This is a genomic window from Aestuariibaculum suncheonense (genome assembly GCF_014596935.1).
GTDB classification, from domain to species: Bacteria; Bacteroidota; Bacteroidia; order Flavobacteriales; family Flavobacteriaceae; genus Aestuariibaculum; species Aestuariibaculum suncheonense.
The window spans coordinates 15992-31675 of record NZ_JACVXC010000001.1 but is presented as its reverse complement, the minus strand read 5'-3'; the positions used below and the strand labels follow the sequence as shown (position 1 = coordinate 31675).

Below are 15684 nucleotides of genomic sequence, written 5' to 3'. Positions count from 1 at the left end.
TTAATATAGTTTTAGCATTTAGTTTATAGCATAAAAAAACCTCTCATAAGTATGAGAGGTTTTGATATTATGATTTTAAGAAATCTAAATCAAATCTTAGTTATTTAAAGCTTCAGCTCCACCAACAATCTCAAGGATTTCATTAGTAATAGCTGCCTGACGAGCTTTATTGTAAGTTAATTTAAGCTGATCTCTTAACTCTTTTGCGTTATCTGTTGCCTTGTGCATTGCCGTCATACGAGCACCGTGTTCAGAAGCATAAGAATCTCTGATACCTTTATAAAGTTGTGTCTTTAATGACTTCGGAATTAAGGCTTCTACGATTTCAACTTTCGATGGTTCGAAAATATAATCTAAGTTAACATTGTCATCAGATGAAACCGGCACAATTGGTAAAAACTGCTCGGTCATAACATCCTGAGTCGCTGCATTCTTAAATTTATTGTAGACGATCTCAATTTTATCGAATTCACCTGCAACAAACTTATCCATTAACATTTGTGCTATTTCAGCAACGTTATCAAAAGTTAAGTCATCAAAAATCGCACTCTTATTAGCTATAACTCTATTGGTCTTTTTAAAAGCATCATTTGCCTTTTTACCAATCGCTAAATAAGATACTTCTTGATTAGCATACGTTTCAGTAGTTAATCTATTTACAGCTTTAATGATGTTAGAGTTAAATGCCCCACACAAACCTCTGTTTGAAGTCACTGCAACGATAAGCACTTTATTTACCTCGCGTTGTGTAGAGTATTTGCTTCCTGTATTTTCATCTAAAGTTGCACTTAAACTTTGTAAAAGCTCAGTTAACTTATCTGCATAAGGACGCATTGCTGTAATAGCATCTTGTGCCTTCTTTAACTTTGCAGCCGATACCATTTTCATGGCACTGGTAATCTGCATCGTTGAAGATACCGATGTTATTCTGTTACGTATTTCTTTTAAATTTGCCATATTTTAAAATATGAAATAAGACTCCTGCCGAAGCAGGAATATTAATTATGCTCTATATTTTCCTGATAATTCTTTTGCTACAGCAGCTAACGTGTCTGTAACTTCATCAGTTAATTTACCTGCTTTTAAAGTCGCTAATACATCGCTGTGTTTCGCTCTTAAGAACTCTAAGTAATCTCTTTCGAATTCTTTCACTTTCTCTACAGGAACATCTTTTAATAAGTTTTTAGAACCCGCGTAGATAATAGCCACTTGGTCTTCAACTGTAAATGGATCGTTTTGAGCTTGCTTTAAGATCTCTACGTTACGTTTACCTTTTTCGATTACATTTAAAGTAACAGCATCTAAATCTGAACCGAATTTCGCAAAAGCTTCTAACTCACGGAATTGTGCTTGGTCTAATTTTAAAGTACCAGATACTTTTTTCATGGATTTAATCTGAGCATTACCACCAACACGAGATACAGAAATACCTACGTTAATTGCCGGACGTACACCAGAGTTGAATAAATCACCATCTAAGAAAATCTGTCCGTCTGTAATAGAAATTACGTTTGTAGGAATATAAGCCGATACGTCTCCCGCCTGAGTTTCAATAATTGGTAAAGCTGTTAACGAACCTCCTCCTTTAACTACAGATTTTAATGAATCTGGTAAATCGTTCATTCCTTTTGCAATCTCATCATCGTTGATGATTTTAGCAGAACGCTCTAATAAACGAGAGTGTAAGTAGAAAACGTCTCCAGGGTACGCCTCACGTCCTGGTGGACGACGTAATAATAAAGATACCTCACGGTAAGCAACTGCTTGTTTAGATAAATCGTCAAATACGATTAAAGCAGGACGACCAGTATCTCTAAAGTATTCACCAATTGCAGCACCCGCCATAGGAGCATAAACCTGCATTGGAGCTGGATCTGAAGCGTTAGCAGCAACGATAGTTGTATACGCTAAAGCGCCTTTCTCTTCTAATGTTTTAGCAATGTTTGCTACAGTTGAAGCCTTTTGCCCAACAGCAACATATATACAGTATACTGGGTTACCAGCATCGTAGAATTCTTTTTGATTTAAGATAGCATCGATACAAACAGTAGTTTTACCAGTTTGACGGTCACCAATTACCAACTCACGTTGTCCTCTACCTACAGGAATCATCGCGTCGATAGATTTAATACCAGTTTGTAACGGCTCAGTTACCGGCTCACGGAAAACAACACCAGGCGCTTTACGCTCTAATGGCATTTCATAAGTTTCACCTGAGATAGCACCTTTACCATCGATAGGGTTACCTAAAGTATCAACCACACGTCCAACAATACCTTCACCTACATTAATAGATGCAATACGATTAGTACGTTTTACTGTAGAACCTTCACTAACTCCTACTGAAGGACCTAACAATACAATACCTACGTTATCTTCTTCAAGGTTTAATACGATTCCTTCTAATCCGCCTTCAAACTCTACTAACTCACCGTATTGTGCATTAGAAAGTCCGTAAGCACGAACAATACCGTCACCAACAGTTAATACTGTTCCTACTTCGTCTAATGAAGCTCCTGCTTCAAAACCTGAAAGTTGTTGTTTTAAGATTGCTGATATTTCAGCTGGTTTAACTTCTGCCATCTTATAATTTATTTAAGATAAAACTATCTTTAGTTTAATGTAAATTCTCTTTTTAACTTGTTTAATTTATTCGCGATGCTTGCATCGTACTGCATATCGCCAACACGTAATACGAAACCACCTAAAATGTTTTCGTCTATAATATTTTGAACCTCTACTTCTTTTCCTGTAAGTTCTTTAACTTTAGCTAATACCTTAGCATTTAATTCTGCTGTTAATGGTACTGCTGTGGTTACCTTAGCGATTTGAGAACCTTTTAACTGGTCGAATAACACACTATATTGTTTTGCTACTTCGCCAATTAAAGCTATTCTTTTGTTGCTAATTAAAGTATCTACTAAATTTCCAGTTAATGCGTTAGTATTTTTAAATACTTCCTGAATTACTGATTTTTTAACAGATGATCTTACGATAGGATTTTGAAGCACACCGTTTAAGTCTTTGCTTTCTGCAATGGTGTTCGCAATTAAAGTCATATCAGCATTTACAGCCTCGGCTGCATTTTTATCTGATGCTAAACTTAAAACTGCTTTTGCGTAACGTATCGCTGCTCTCTCTCCTGCCATAGTAATATTAGTTTAAGGTAGCTTCTCCAATTAAAGAATCTACTAACTTTTGTTGTTTGCTATTATCAGACAGTTCTTCGCGTAATACTTTCTCTGCGATTTCGATAGATAAACCAGCAACGTGACTTTTCAATTCTGCAATAGCCGCTTTCTTTTCGCTTTCAATAGCAGCATGTGCTTGCTCGATAATGCTGTTTGCTTGTGTTTCAGCTTCCGTTTTAGCAGCTTCAATCATTTTATCCTTCATCTCACGTGCTTCTTTAAGCATCGCTTCTCTTTCCGCTCTAGCCTCGTTTAATAATTTCTTATTATCTGCTTGAAGATTTTGCATTTCTAATCTTGCTTTCTCTGCTGAATCTAATGCATTTTTAATCCCGTCTTCACGAGTTTGTAAAGACTCTAAAATAGGTTTCCAAGCAAATTTTCTCATTAATACAATTAAGATTAATAAGATGATGGCTTGCATAAAAAACAATCCTGGTGAAAAATCATTTAATAACTGATCCATATGTAACTATATAATAAGTTTCGTTTTTGTGTTTTGTTTAATCTTTTAAAAACAGCTTCTGCAACCAACCGTTACAGAATGCTGTTTCTATTTTGTTTCTTTTAGGAATTATTTTCCTAAGATTAATGCACCGAATGCTAAACCTTCTAATAAAGCTCCGATGATAATCATTGCTGTTTGGATTTTTCCAGCAGCTTCTGGTTGACGAGCGATAGCTTCCATAGCGCTACCACCAATTTTACCTAAACCTAATCCAGCTCCGATTACGATTAATCCTGCTCCAATTAAATTGTACATACTAATTGATTTTAAATATTAATTAAACAAATTCTTAATTAGTGATGGTCGTGTTCTTCAACAGCCATTCCTATAAATAACGATGATAACATCGTGAAAATAAACGCTTGTAAAAAGGCTACCAGTATTTCGATAACCGAGATAAATAATGCTAGTGCTAAAGAAACACCTGTTGATGCTACCGGACCAAAGGCTTCTTTCATGGTAATCACTAATGCTATTAAGCTCATAACCACAAAGTGTCCTGCAGTCATGTTAGCAAATAAACGCACTAACAGAGAGAATGGTTTAATTAATACGAAACCAATTAATTCTATTACTGCTAAGATAGGTCTTAAGATATAAGGTACTCCTGGCATCCATAACGTGTGACCCCAGAAATCTTTACTTCCGCTAAATAAATAGATAACCACTGTGAAAATTGCTAAACATACAGTTACTGCAATTTGACCTGTTACGTTAAACCCAAGTGGCGTTAACCCCAATAAGTTTAAGATCCAGATAAAGAAGAATACCGTTAATAAGAACGACATGAACTTTCTGTATTTTTTCTCACCAATATTCGGACGTGCAATTTCGTCACGCACATAAATTACTAAAGGCTCTAAAGCGCGACCAAAACCAGTTGGGATAGCTCCTTTTTTGTATCCTTTAGCTAAAGCTCCAAACCCTAAGATCATTAAAAGACCTGCTAATAACATACCAAATACACTTTTAGTGATAGAGAAGTCTAAAACTTTGTGTGCATTTTCAGCATGGTGGTGATCGTCAAAAACAACCTCATCAGCGCCAGCTTCTAATTCATATATTTTACTATGGATTTTAGTTAACTTAACACCATCTTTTTCTACGATAACATGACCGTTATCATCATGGTGGAATTCTGAAGACATAAACGTTCTTAACCCTTCACTAGTCCATACAATAACAGGTAACGGAAAGCTTACATGCGTTCCGGTTTCATTATTAGTATATAAATGAAAATCGTGAGAATCTTTTAAGTGGTGTGCAATGTATTCTTTAATCTCTTCTGGAGTATCAATTTTATTTCCTCCTTCATGATGCTGATTATCATGCTCTCCTTCGTTTGCAAAGGCAAAAACCGAAGTCATCATTAAAACTAAAATTGCAATAAACTTGATAGATTTTGTTGCTACCATCATATTTTCTAAACTAATGAAATTACGCTCTCTAAAATTTTGTGCAAATGTACACAATAATTTAAAAACCCAAACCCTTTTTTTAGTTAGTTTTTTTTATGTTGCGTAAATATCATTTTCCGATGAAAATATTCTATAACTATTTGCTGTTAAGCAACTTTCCTACAGCGATAGCTTCGGTAGTTAAAAACAAGAATAAAGGCAGTACTAAGGCATAACGTTCGGTCTGCGTTAAACTCTCATTTTCGAATACGGCATTTTTAAAAATTAATAAGAACAAACCTATTTTTAAAAACATAAATGCCAGATAAGCATACCCCGCATTATTAGGCATGATACTGCAAATACCTTCAATACTGGCATAGACTATAATTGTCGCTATGGCATGAAACAAGTATACCTGCCATAATGGAAATGCCATAGGTTCTGTAATAAAGTATTGATGTGCGGTTAATGCAATTGCAAAAAGCAGAACTACAATTAATGTAAAAACGAGTATTCTTTTAATCATTCTTATCGCTATTGGTAATATTAAGTACTTGCCTAATAACAGAAAACATTGCCAGGAAAACTGCTAGCAATGTTACTATTTTATAATATAACTGATCGGCGTTGCCGAATTTATGGTCTAGCCACTCGCCTAATTTACTCCCCAAATAAATGGTTAAACCCATTTGAAGTGCAATGGATGTAAACCTTACATACTTATTAAGCTGTTTTTTCGGCTGATTTCGATTGTTGTCCACTGTTTATTTCTTTTACAGAACCTTTCATTAAACAGGTTACGTTAAATGCTGCTCCTGGCTCTACGGCTAACTTAGCAACAGACACTTCGCCTTCTACTACGGCAGAATCTTTTAATGTTAACGTTCCTGATAAGGCCAACTTACCTGAAAATTTCCCTTCAAAATAAGCATCGGTACCTTGCAAAGTGCCTTTAACAAAGCCAGCTTTACCTACTACTACTTTTCCTTTAGTAGTAATATTACCTTCTATAGTACCGTCAATTCTCATATCTCCTTCGCTGGTTAGGTCTCCAACTAATTTAGTGCCTTGTGATATAATATTTTGACTATTGGTTCCTTCTGTCATTTTTTTGTCTTTTTTGTTTTCGGAAAACATAATTGCTATTAGTTTTAATTTGTATCTACGTTTAAAAAATCATTTAGGTTCTTATGAATCTGAATAATTTGATAATTCGCAGACGATATTACGAAATGGGGTTCTTTAATTTTCTTTTTATCTTCCTTAGCAAACAACTGCTCAAAGGTATTAGCTACCTGCTTATTGGTTAAACCATGCACAACCACAAATTTGGTATTCGGATCATAAACATCAACCGACGATTGTAATTTATAGTATTTTATATGACTCAACACGGTATCTAATTCGGTCTTAAAACCTTCTAACTGTTCTCTTTTTGCATCTTTAAACGTATACACCACTTTAAATTGCTGTCTGATGCTATCTATATCTTTTACAAATTCCTTTTTGGCGATAACGGGCAGCACATTGGTTTCAATATATTGAGCTTCCTTACCTTCTGGCTTATTAGCGTAGGTCACACTAATAAAGTTTATCGCTTTACTATACGCATCAAACCCATATAAGCGCCCGGAGGCTGTGGCTTTTAACAGTTCGAACTTAGGTACAATAGCATCACCTTCAAATCGATTGATATACTCTTCACTTTTAGAAATAACTTCTGCATATTCCTGATTTTCGTATTGCACGTATAAGGCCTGATATAAGCTCTCTGGACTATTTTCATCTTCATCAGACACCATATCAGGGTTACTTAAAATCAAAGCATATCGCGTATCCGGATAATTATTTATAATCTCGTTTTTGGCAATAGTAACTTCACTAGTTTCACCTAACAATTCATAAATTTTATACAAGTTGTATTTTGAGGGCAAGATTAAGCGTTCCTCTGGATTACTTTGTAACAACTCCTGAAACTTGTCTTTCGCCAACTCATATTCTTTGAACTTTTCTTTATAAATCAATCCTAGCTGATAATACGCATAGTTTCTATCTTTTGAAATACTATCTATTTCTTTTGGTTCAGAAGGGATTCTGGAAATATAAAACTGCGGATCGTACAACTGTTCTTCGGTTGCTGTGGCAACAATATCTGTTGCGGCAGCGCCACCTGGATTACCTATAGCCAACTTACTAGACCAGCGCCAATTATCTTCTAGAGGTCTGTTGCCCCAAATTTTTACAAATTCGTTTTTTCCGTAAGCAACCGTCGTAGGGTTGTAGAAATAGAATGATGCTTCTGCTGGAGCACCCACCCCCTGAAATGGGGTGGTTTGTCTGCCTCCTGCATTAACTGTTGCTAAACCTTTGTTACGCTCTAATGCTTCAGCTTTTTCTTGCTCAGCTTCAGCTTTTGTTTTTAAATCTTCTACAAAACTTTTAAAATACGCCACACGCTCAGCTTCAGGCAAACGCACCAATCGTAAAATACTATCGTTTGTTTTGGCAATACCTTCGTAATAAATAACATCTTCTAAATTATCACGCTTACGTTTAATCAATCGGTAAGGCTTAGAATTCATCTCAAGATTGGTTAAGGTGCTGTCGTAATAATTTCCCGCTTCCCTGTAAATGGAATTATCGAAATATATATCTCCTAAAATCTCGTAATTCTTAGCTCTTAATAAGCGATCTCTGGAGTTGGTTCGAAGAGATTTGTTATAATATTCCACCGCCAAGGCTTCAACATTGGTGTTTTGATAATATTGCCCTTTTTGAAAATAAATTTTATCTAAGAATGGTCGGTTTTCTCGGTTTTCTTCTAAATCGGTTAAAAGTTCTAAAACCGCCATGTTATCGCCTGTCTCGTAATCGAAATTTTTAATCTTTTCGAGATGGGCACTAATCATATAAATTCTTGGGGTTTTTCTATTCAGCTCAATGACTTTATCGAAAGCCATATTAGCACTGTCTTTATAACCCAATTCATTATATAACTGCCCTTGAATAAAACGATAGCGACCACGTTCGTCGTTACTCTTTGTCGCATTTGAAGCAACTTCCAACTGCGTAATCGCACTATCAGCAGCCTTGGTGTTTAAATACGCCTGAGCCAGCATCGATGTGGCATCAGCCAAATCCTGGCCCTCTAATTCTTCCTGCGTTAATAAACGTTTTAGATTTTTAATAGCAAGTTCGTCATTGTCTAAACGAATATTGGTTTTCTCACGCCATATTCTAGCCTGATTAATTTTGTCGCTAGCTGGATATTTATAAAGAATATAATTGAAAGCTTCTAAAGCCGGCACAAAACGCTGATCGAAGTAACGTGCTTTTCCCAACAGTAAGTAAGCTTCATCCATTTGTGGATTTTTTTCCTTACCGTCAATGTTCATGCTATGCTTTTGAATAGCCTTTACCGCTTTCTCTTCAGCGGTAGCAAAGGTTTCATTTTTCGATTGCCCTGGCAAAATAACATCATCAAACACCTCAAGGCGTTCAATTGGTAAGACTTCCCAGTAATTATCGGTATAGCTTTCATTAAGACTCGCTCTACCTTGTTCTAAAGCATTATACCCGTTGTAAAGCGCATTAAATTCTGCCGTTACCGCATGAAAATTTCGGCTGATGAATTTGTCCTTCTTTCTGGAACAACCTACAACCAAAAGAATGGAACACGCTATAACAGATGGAACCTTAAATGATGCTTTCAACGTTGGTGTTTTTAGTCTAATTAAATAACTGTAAACTCTTACTTATATTATGTAAGCAGGTAAAAATAAACATCTTTTTTGATTAAGCGATAAAATGCCCATTAAAACTCGACACATGAAAGCCAATCGCAACATTTTACATGTATTTTTGAGCGATTGCCTGAACTTCCATTCCCCACCTCTGACCAAACATCATGGCTTTTTGTGCTAAATCGAATTGTTTTCCAGCTAATTTTTCACCTAATTTTTTTTTGTAAAATACTGTCAGTTCCTTTACTTCTTCACGAGTAAATTCTTCCATGTACAAGCCGGCCATTTTTTCATACAAACCTCCCAAAGTCCCTTTAGCTTCTTCCATGTAGGCTTCTTTCTTATCGTCGGCGACCATGCCACCTATTTGAGAAATAGCATTTTCGAAGGCCGAAGTTGCCCCTGTTAGTTTAATAAATTCAATCGTTTCCTTTTTAAATTCTGAATTGTCTTGTGCTTGAACATGCATAGCAGTTCCCACAACAAATAAGCAAGCAAATAAAAGTTTTTTCAATTTTATTGATTTTTAATTGGTTAATACTTGAGTGTATTCTTACAAAATTATACAAATTAATATTTTTTTTAGCCCAATTGTTTCTAACAAATTTAATTTTTCAACGGCAAGTTCACTATTTTTGTGAAAAATTTACACATGTCATCATTTCATAATCTTACCATTAAAAATATAAATCGTGAGACATCAAAAGCCATTAGTATAACTTTTGATGTTCCTGAAGCTTTAACCAATACATTTTCATTTAAAGCTGGACAATACATTACCATAAAAGCAACCGTAAATGGTAATGAAGTACGTCGTGATTATTCGCTGTGTTCATCTCCAAAAAGTGGTGAATTAAAAGTGGCCATTAAAGAAGTTGAAGACGGAACATTTTCGGCATACGCCAATAAAGAATTGAAAGAAGGCGATGTTTTAGAAGTGGCTCCGCCTAAAGGACGATTTACCTTTGAACCTAACGATTCTATCACTAAAAACATTGCACTTTTTGCTGCAGGTAGTGGTATTACGCCTGTTTTAAGCATCATAAAATGTGCTTTAGAAGAAGAAGTTCACAGCCATGTGATTTTAGTTTACGGAAACAAAACGACTGAAGACACCATGTTCTTAAACGAATTACTAGAACTTCAACATGCATACAAAGACCGCTTCTCTGTTCAGTTTGTATTTAGTCAGGCCGATGAAGAAAACGCCATTTTTGGTCGAATCGAAAAGAGCACGGTTAACTATGTGATGAAAAACAAGCACAAACACATCGATGTTGATGCGTATTACTTATGTGGACCGGAAGCTATGATTCATACGGTTAAAGATGTATTAACTGAAAACGACGCAAATCCAGACCGTATTCATTACGAATTATTTAAAGCCGCAAAAACCGAAACTATTGAGACATCTGCAACATCTACAGCAAGTGGAACGACTAAAGCAACCATTATAGTTGACGATGAAGAAACCGTTATCGAAATGTCTCAAAAGCAAACCATTTTGGAAGCAGCCATAGACGAAGATTTAGATGCGCCATATTCTTGTCAAGGAGGCATTTGCAGTAGCTGTTTAGCTCGTGTAAAAGAAGGAGCAGCAACCATGCGTCAAAACAGTATTTTAACCGAACAAGAAGTTGCGGAAGGTTTAATTTTAACTTGTCAGGCACATCCAACAACAGCAACCATTACTGTTGATTACGACGATGTATAATTATTACTGAAATTAAATTTTGAATATAAAAAGGCTGTTATCAAATTAGATGATAGCCTTTATTTTTTCTATGATGGTTTGTGGAGCAATACTCGCGGCCGCTTTCTCGTAACCTTCTGGATATTTATTACCATAAATAGAAGTCGGCACTAAAGGAAATTGAGTTCTATCAGCTACCAAAGCATAATCCTCTGGCTGATTGAATGGCGCAAAGCCAGCATATGGATGTGTCACACCCCAAATGGTAACAACCTTTACACCTTGCATAGCCGCCATATGCCCATTACCTGAATCCATAGCCAGCATCACATCTAAATTTGAAATTACATCTAGTTCTTCCTCAAACTTTAACTGTCCTGCGGTATTGGTTACGTTTTCAAAATTTTCAGAAATCCCTTCAAGAATTTGAGTCTCCTCGGTTCCGCCACCAAATAAAATTACACAGTAATCTTCAGCAAATTCAGCAATAACTTCCTTCATCAATTCTAAAGGATACATTTTACCTTCATGAGCAGCAAAAGGCGCTATGCCAATCCATGTTTCAGATTTAAATTCAAAGCCCTTTAATGTTAACGGACTTGGTTCTGGAAATTCCGGCTGACTTAAATCGACAGGATAACCTAAGGCTTCAAACACGTCTGCATAACGTTGATGGGTGGATTTTAATTGCTGAAATATTTCACCCGAAACCAAAGCTTTCTTTTCAGCACGACCTTTATCAATCTGTACCACTTTGGTTCCTAAAAAGAAGGTTTTTAAAATGTTTGTCCGAAGTACGTTGTGCAAGTCGGCCACCTGAGTAATACCTAAAGCCTTTAATTCTTTAGACAATTTATACAACCCGAATACGCCTTTGTGCTTTCCTTTCAAATCGGCCGGAAACACAGTAACATTGGCAATATCCTTAAAAAAGGGCATAAAAAAACCTCTGGTTAACACCGTAAGTTTAACCAGAGGATATTGTTTTGTAAATGCACGAAGTACTGGAACCGTCATAGCCACATCACCCATTGCCGAAAGGCGAATAACAAGAATATGTTCCGGTGATTTTGGCATGAGATGTATGTTAAATGATATTCTGAAACAAGTTCAGGATGACAATTATTATTTCTGACCTCTTAAAACCGGGTTAAGCTCGTCATCGTTGTACATTTTCATTTGCTTGTACACTTTCATGTACTTATCACCTTTTTCAATATCACTTAATAAAGTATCGATAGCCGTACTTAAATCGACACGTTGCTCTAATAAAACGTCCAATTTCTTTTGGCAAGCCGCTCGGTGCTCATCGGAAGCATCAGTACGCGTTGCTTCTTCATTCATGTGATAGATTTTTAAAGCAAGAATAGATAATCTATCCACTCCCCAAGCCGGACTCTCCGTATTGATCGTCGCATCAGCTTTAGCTTCAACATCTTTATATGTCTCTAAAAAATAACTGTCAATATACTCCACCATATCGGTTCTATCCTGATTAGAAGCATCAATCTGACGTTTTAATTTTAAAGCCGCTACCGGATCGATTTGCGGATCGCGGATAATATCTTCGTAATGCCATTGTACCGTATCAATCCAACACTTTCTGTACAACAAATGCTCGATTAAATCGCTTTCAGGATAAGCGTTTTCGAATGGCTGATCTACTGAATCTACAACGTGGTATTTTTCAATAACCTCTTGAAATATTTTATTGGCTTTACTTGTAAACATGATGTAATAATATTTTGGAGCACAAATATAAGCCTAATTAATTAACTTTATTGTTGAATTCTAAAATTGAACGCATGAAAATCCATAATATCTCTGCTGAAAATTCTATCATAAATACCTTTATTGCTGAAATGCGAGATGTAAATATTCAACAAGACAGCATGCGTTTTAGACGAAACATTGAACGTATTGGTGAGATTTTAAGCTACGAAATGAGTAAAACCCTTAACTATACAACTCAGGAAATCACCACGCCTTTAGGTACAAGTCAGATGAATTTAATTAACAATAATATTGTGTTATGTTCCATTTTACGCGCTGGTGTGCCCTTACATAATGGCTTATTAAATTATTTTGATAAAGCTGAAAATGCCTTTATTTCAGCGTATCGCCACCATAAACACAAACCTGAAAGCTTTGAAATTATAGTCGAATATTTAGCCTGCCCAAGTTTAGAAGGAAAGACACTCATTCTCGCTGACCCCATGTTAGCCACCGGACAATCGATGATTGCTACTTATGAAGCCTTAAAGCCCTTTGGAACACCAAAAGAGGTGCATTTGGTGAGTTTAATAGGTGCGCCAGAAGGTGTCGATTTAGTCAATCAGCATTTTGACACTAATGCCCATTTATGGATTGCCACAATTGACGAAAAACTAGATGATAACAGTTATATTGTTCCTGGATTAGGCGATGCAGGCGATTTAGCGTTCGGACAAAAATTACAGCAATAGCAAAATAAAAGGCACGACAACTAACATCGACAAAAACACTTCCTTAAACCAATTTTCATCGATGGTTTCCAGGTAATTGGTAATGATAATCGCTAAGGGTGCAAAGGCAAACAAAAATTCACTTCCCGTCTTATCTGGTGCCATAGCAATCACCAAAGCAGCTACTAAAAAGGCAATAATAATAATTTGAAATGAGGCTCTAAAAGACTTCTTTTTACTTCTTAAATTTTTCAGATAGAACATAGAAGCCCAAATACCAAAGGAAAGCAACATCGTGATTCCTATAAGGTATTTTACTGTATTATAAGCTGTAAAATCAGCACCAATTTCAGGATTAATATGCAACAAATCGAAATAATCTCCGGTTATAACAATCGAGGTACAAACCGATAATATAAATACCGTTGCAACACCGGTATAAGGCACAATCCAATGACGTAAATCGTTGTCGGAATACAACAATAAACTCACGATTATCAAAACAAAAAAGAGAATCGCCCAAAAATAAAACAAGGAGGCAATGGCAATCCAAAAGGCGGCATCAAACAATTTCTTCTTCGTACTTTTTTCTGTGCGCAGACTCATTATTCGTCGTAACGCGAGCAGGAAAAAAAAGTTAGAAAACAAGATATTCACATCGCCTGTTGTTTGCACGAACGTAAGCAGGAACACACTATACAACAGGATATCGTAGTTGTTTTTCTTAGTTAAATTATTCTTCGAGATGATAAAATTAACCACCAAAATGGTAATACAACACAATAAAAAAACCGATAACTGCTTAAAAATAAAAGCAATGGTTACCGGTTGATTTACTATTGGAATTCTAGCCATAGTAAAAGCTAAAAGCGTAATAAAAAGTACTACGACAAAATTTATTGGCTTAGATTTACTAAAAAGACTTGCTATCATTAACCGTTTTTGTATTTTTGCTACGTAAATATACTAACTATGAAACTGATATATTTAAATTAATTCTATTTGAAATTTTAAATATTGACTGTGACATGAGCCTTAAAAAATTAATATAACACACTCATGAAAGACTTTTTTTATGCGATACAGGATTTATTCGTTAATGTTCTTTTTAAACCTTTAGATGCTTTACGTGCTTTAGAACTTGAAAACTGGTTCGCTGCAAGTATCGTATCTTGGATTTTTGTTGTGATTTGTCTAGTAGCTATCGTGTACTGGATGTTACAACTTAAAAAATTTAACGACAATAACGAAGAAGACAAAACTGTTTCTTCGCACTCGTTTTTATAAATCGAATCCTATATCTTTACGATAATACATCTTATCAAAGTTTAGTTTATCTATGCTTTGGTAAGATTTTTTTATGGCCTCTTGGTACGTCTCTCCGTATGAGGTAATCGCAATAACACGACCTCCTGTAGTCACTACTTTTCCATCCTTTAACTGTGCTCCTGCATGAAACGGAATAGACTCTGTAACAGCTTCTAAGCCTGTAATTTCTTTACCTTTTTCGTAAGCTTCAGGATATCCTCCAGACACCATCATAATCGTAGTCGCCGCACGCTCGTCAATTTCGATGTCAATTTCATTTAATGTGCCGTTAGCCATAGCCTGTAACACCTCAACGAAATCATTCTTCAATCTTGGTAATACCACTTCTGTTTCTGGATCGCCCATACGAACGTTGTATTCAATCACTTTAGGGTCGTCTCCTACTTTGATTAATCCTATGAATACGAACCCTATATAAGGTAATTTATCTTTCTTAAAGCCTTCAATAGTTGGTTTAACGATGCGCTCTTCAATTTTATTTAAAAACTCGTCTGTAGCGAAAGGCACCGGAGAAACAGCTCCCATACCACCGGTATTTAATCCGGTATCCCCTTCTCCAATACGCTTGTAATCTTTAGCTGTTGGTAATATTTTATAATTTTCACCATCGGTTAATACAAAACAGCTTAACTCGATTCCATCTAAAAACTCTTCAATCACCACTTTTGTACTCGCCTCGCCAAATTTAGCATCTACTAACATGCTTTTTAATTCCGCTTTAGCTTCCTCTAAGTCATTTAAAATAACAACCCCTTTTCCAGCAGCTAAACCATCGGCCTTTAATACATATGGTGCGTTTAACGTTTCTAAAAAGGCATAGCCTTTTTCAACTGTTTCAGCCGTAAAACTCTCGTAAGCCGCCGTTGGAATGTTGTGACGGTATAAAAATTCTTTAGCGAATTCTTTACTACCTTCTAATTCTGCAGCTACTTTTTGCGGCCCGATAACAGCAATATGCTTGATTTCATCATCATTCAAAAAGAAATCGTGAACCCCTTGTACTAAAGGATCTTCTGGCCCTACAACGACCATATCGATTTTCTTGTCCAACACTAATTCTTTAATAGCTTCAAAATCGGTTACTCCAATATTTACATTGGTCGCTACATTAGCAGTACCTGAATTTCCAGGTGCTACATACAATTCATTACATAACGGGCTTTGAGCGATTTTCCAAGCGAAAGCATGTTCTCTTCCCCCTGAACCAAGAACTAATATATTCATCTGTTTTACGTTTTTAGATTTCCCTTTTTCGTGGGATTTCAAATTATTGTTTTTTAATGCTAAGCACTAAAACTGATTTTTCCGTGAGCAAAAATAAAATTAATGCCTCGAATTCACGACTTTTTTTTATTTACTTTACAAAAATTATGTGT

At 35.8% G+C, this 15684-nt stretch carries 18 protein-coding genes; 3 read left to right on the top strand and 15 right to left on the bottom strand.

The window, feature by feature from the left end; genetic code table 11:
- Positions 1 to 96: 96 nt before the first annotated feature.
- The 11 genes from atpG to ICJ84_RS00110 all read right to left on the bottom strand — a co-directional run bounded on the left by atpG (position 97) and on the right by ICJ84_RS00110 (position 9356).
- On the bottom strand, positions 97 to 957 hold the full coding sequence (atpG, locus tag ICJ84_RS00160; RefSeq protein ID WP_188214336.1) for an ATP synthase F1 subunit gamma: 861 nt from the start codon (positions 955 to 957) through the stop codon (positions 97 to 99).
- A gap of 45 nt (positions 958 to 1002) precedes the next feature.
- Complete coding sequence (gene atpA, locus ICJ84_RS00155) at positions 1003 to 2583, bottom strand: F0F1 ATP synthase subunit alpha (protein ID WP_188214335.1); 1581 nt, start codon at positions 2581 to 2583, stop codon at positions 1003 to 1005.
- 29 nt (positions 2584 to 2612) lie between these two features.
- Positions 2613 to 3149, bottom strand: coding sequence for an ATP synthase F1 subunit delta (gene atpH / locus ICJ84_RS00150; protein WP_188214334.1), 537 nt, complete (start codon positions 3147 to 3149; stop codon positions 2613 to 2615).
- A 7-nt stretch (positions 3150 to 3156) separates the two neighbouring features.
- On the bottom strand, positions 3157 to 3657 hold the full coding sequence (locus ICJ84_RS00145) for a F0F1 ATP synthase subunit B (RefSeq protein ID WP_188214333.1): 501 nt from the start codon (positions 3655 to 3657) through the stop codon (positions 3157 to 3159).
- 108 nt (positions 3658 to 3765) lie between these two features.
- Positions 3766 to 3954, bottom strand: coding sequence for an ATP synthase F0 subunit C (atpE, locus tag ICJ84_RS00140; RefSeq protein WP_057782517.1), 189 nt, complete (start codon positions 3952 to 3954; stop codon positions 3766 to 3768).
- Between the two features lie 38 nt (positions 3955 to 3992).
- Positions 3993 to 5117 (bottom strand): F0F1 ATP synthase subunit A, encoded by a 1125-nt coding sequence (gene atpB, locus ICJ84_RS00135; RefSeq protein WP_188214332.1) that lies wholly within the window; start codon positions 5115 to 5117, stop codon positions 3993 to 3995.
- Positions 5118 to 5253: 136 nt separating this feature from the next.
- Complete coding sequence (locus ICJ84_RS00130) at positions 5254 to 5625, bottom strand: DUF6168 family protein (RefSeq protein ID WP_188214331.1); 372 nt, start codon at positions 5623 to 5625, stop codon at positions 5254 to 5256.
- Positions 5618 to 5860 carry an AtpZ/AtpI family protein gene (locus ICJ84_RS00125; RefSeq protein ID WP_317173613.1) on the bottom strand — a complete coding sequence of 81 codons (243 nt, stop codon included), beginning with the start codon at positions 5858 to 5860 and terminating at the stop codon, positions 5618 to 5620. The genes ICJ84_RS00130 and ICJ84_RS00125 overlap by 8 nt, the downstream gene beginning before the upstream one ends.
- Complete coding sequence (locus ICJ84_RS00120; RefSeq protein ID WP_188214329.1) at positions 5823 to 6236, bottom strand: bactofilin family protein; 414 nt, start codon at positions 6234 to 6236, stop codon at positions 5823 to 5825. The genes ICJ84_RS00125 and ICJ84_RS00120 overlap by 38 nt, the downstream gene beginning before the upstream one ends.
- A 14-nt stretch (positions 6237 to 6250) precedes the next feature.
- Positions 6251 to 8812 carry a type IX secretion system periplasmic lipoprotein PorW/SprE gene (porW, locus tag ICJ84_RS00115; RefSeq protein ID WP_188214328.1) on the bottom strand — a complete coding sequence of 854 codons (2562 nt, stop codon included), beginning with the start codon at positions 8810 to 8812 and terminating at the stop codon, positions 6251 to 6253.
- Positions 8813 to 8948: 136 nt separating this feature from the next.
- Positions 8949 to 9356: a DUF2059 domain-containing protein gene (locus ICJ84_RS00110; RefSeq protein ID WP_188214327.1), complete on the bottom strand. Its 408-nt coding sequence runs from the start codon at positions 9354 to 9356 to the stop codon at positions 8949 to 8951.
- A gap of 138 nt (positions 9357 to 9494) precedes the next feature.
- Here ICJ84_RS00110 and ICJ84_RS00105 point away from each other — a divergent pair, with 138 nt between their 5' ends.
- A complete protein-coding gene (locus ICJ84_RS00105; RefSeq protein ID WP_188214326.1) occupies positions 9495 to 10556 on the top strand; it encodes a ferredoxin--NADP reductase in 1062 nt (353 codons plus the stop codon).
- A gap of 45 nt (positions 10557 to 10601) precedes the next feature.
- Here the strand turns inward: ICJ84_RS00105 and ICJ84_RS00100 are convergent, their stop codons facing one another.
- Both ICJ84_RS00100 and ICJ84_RS00095 read right to left on the bottom strand, forming a co-directional pair.
- The gene (locus ICJ84_RS00100) at positions 10602 to 11612 is read right to left on the bottom strand and encodes a glycosyltransferase family 9 protein (protein WP_241748650.1); all 1011 of its coding nucleotides are present in this window, start codon (positions 11610 to 11612) and stop codon (positions 10602 to 10604) included.
- Positions 11613 to 11660: 48 nt separating this feature from the next.
- Positions 11661 to 12266 (bottom strand): DUF4254 domain-containing protein, encoded by a 606-nt coding sequence (locus ICJ84_RS00095; protein ID WP_188214325.1) that lies wholly within the window; start codon positions 12264 to 12266, stop codon positions 11661 to 11663.
- Between the two features lie 74 nt (positions 12267 to 12340).
- On the opposite strand from ICJ84_RS00095, the gene upp reads away from it, so the two are divergent.
- The gene (upp, locus tag ICJ84_RS00090) at positions 12341 to 13000 is read left to right on the top strand and encodes a uracil phosphoribosyltransferase (protein WP_188214324.1); all 660 of its coding nucleotides are present in this window, start codon (positions 12341 to 12343) and stop codon (positions 12998 to 13000) included.
- On the opposite strand, the gene ICJ84_RS00085 is transcribed toward upp, so the two are convergent.
- A complete protein-coding gene (locus tag ICJ84_RS00085) occupies positions 12989 to 13912 on the bottom strand; it encodes a DUF6427 family protein (protein WP_188214323.1) in 924 nt (307 codons plus the stop codon). The genes upp and ICJ84_RS00085 overlap by 12 nt on opposite strands.
- Positions 13913 to 14038: 126 nt before the next feature.
- On the opposite strand from ICJ84_RS00085, the gene ICJ84_RS00080 reads away from it, so the two are divergent.
- Complete coding sequence (locus ICJ84_RS00080; protein WP_188214322.1) at positions 14039 to 14266, top strand: DUF6341 family protein; 228 nt, start codon at positions 14039 to 14041, stop codon at positions 14264 to 14266.
- On the opposite strand, the gene purD is transcribed toward ICJ84_RS00080, so the two are convergent.
- A complete protein-coding gene (purD, locus tag ICJ84_RS00075; RefSeq protein ID WP_188214321.1) occupies positions 14261 to 15532 on the bottom strand; it encodes a phosphoribosylamine--glycine ligase in 1272 nt (423 codons plus the stop codon). The genes ICJ84_RS00080 and purD overlap by 6 nt on opposite strands.
- Positions 15533 to 15684: the final 152 nt, after the last annotated feature.

Bases quoted from the DNA above. Each gene is read 5' to 3' on its own strand.
- atpG (WP_188214336.1), bottom strand. From the start codon at position 957: ATGGCAAATTTAAAAGAAATACGTAACAGAATAACATCGGTATCTTCA.
- atpA (WP_188214335.1), bottom strand. From the start codon at position 2,583: ATGGCAGAAGTTAAACCAGCTGAAATATCAGCAATCTTAAAACAACAA.
- atpH (WP_188214334.1), bottom strand. From the start codon at position 3,149: ATGGCAGGAGAGAGAGCAGCGATACGTTACGCAAAAGCAGTTTTAAGT.
- ICJ84_RS00145 (WP_188214333.1), bottom strand. From the start codon at position 3,657: ATGGATCAGTTATTAAATGATTTTTCACCAGGATTGTTTTTTATGCAA.
- atpE (WP_057782517.1), bottom strand. From the start codon at position 3,954: ATGTACAATTTAATTGGAGCAGGATTAATCGTAATCGGAGCTGGATTA.
- atpB (WP_188214332.1), bottom strand. From the start codon at position 5,117: ATGATGGTAGCAACAAAATCTATCAAGTTTATTGCAATTTTAGTTTTA.
- ICJ84_RS00130 (WP_188214331.1), bottom strand. From the start codon at position 5,625: ATGATTAAAAGAATACTCGTTTTTACATTAATTGTAGTTCTGCTTTTT.
- ICJ84_RS00120 (WP_188214329.1), bottom strand. From the start codon at position 6,236: ATGTTTTCCGAAAACAAAAAAGACAAAAAAATGACAGAAGGAACCAAT.
- ICJ84_RS00105 (WP_188214326.1), top strand. From the start codon at position 9,495: ATGTCATCATTTCATAATCTTACCATTAAAAATATAAATCGTGAGACA.
- ICJ84_RS00100 (WP_241748650.1), bottom strand. From the start codon at position 11,612: ATGCCAAAATCACCGGAACATATTCTTGTTATTCGCCTTTCGGCAATG.
- ICJ84_RS00095 (WP_188214325.1), bottom strand. From the start codon at position 12,266: ATGTTTACAAGTAAAGCCAATAAAATATTTCAAGAGGTTATTGAAAAA.
- upp (WP_188214324.1), top strand. From the start codon at position 12,341: ATGAAAATCCATAATATCTCTGCTGAAAATTCTATCATAAATACCTTT.
- ICJ84_RS00085 (WP_188214323.1), bottom strand. From the start codon at position 13,912: ATGATAGCAAGTCTTTTTAGTAAATCTAAGCCAATAAATTTTGTCGTA.
- ICJ84_RS00080 (WP_188214322.1), top strand. From the start codon at position 14,039: ATGAAAGACTTTTTTTATGCGATACAGGATTTATTCGTTAATGTTCTT.
- purD (WP_188214321.1), bottom strand. From the start codon at position 15,532: ATGAATATATTAGTTCTTGGTTCAGGGGGAAGAGAACATGCTTTCGCT.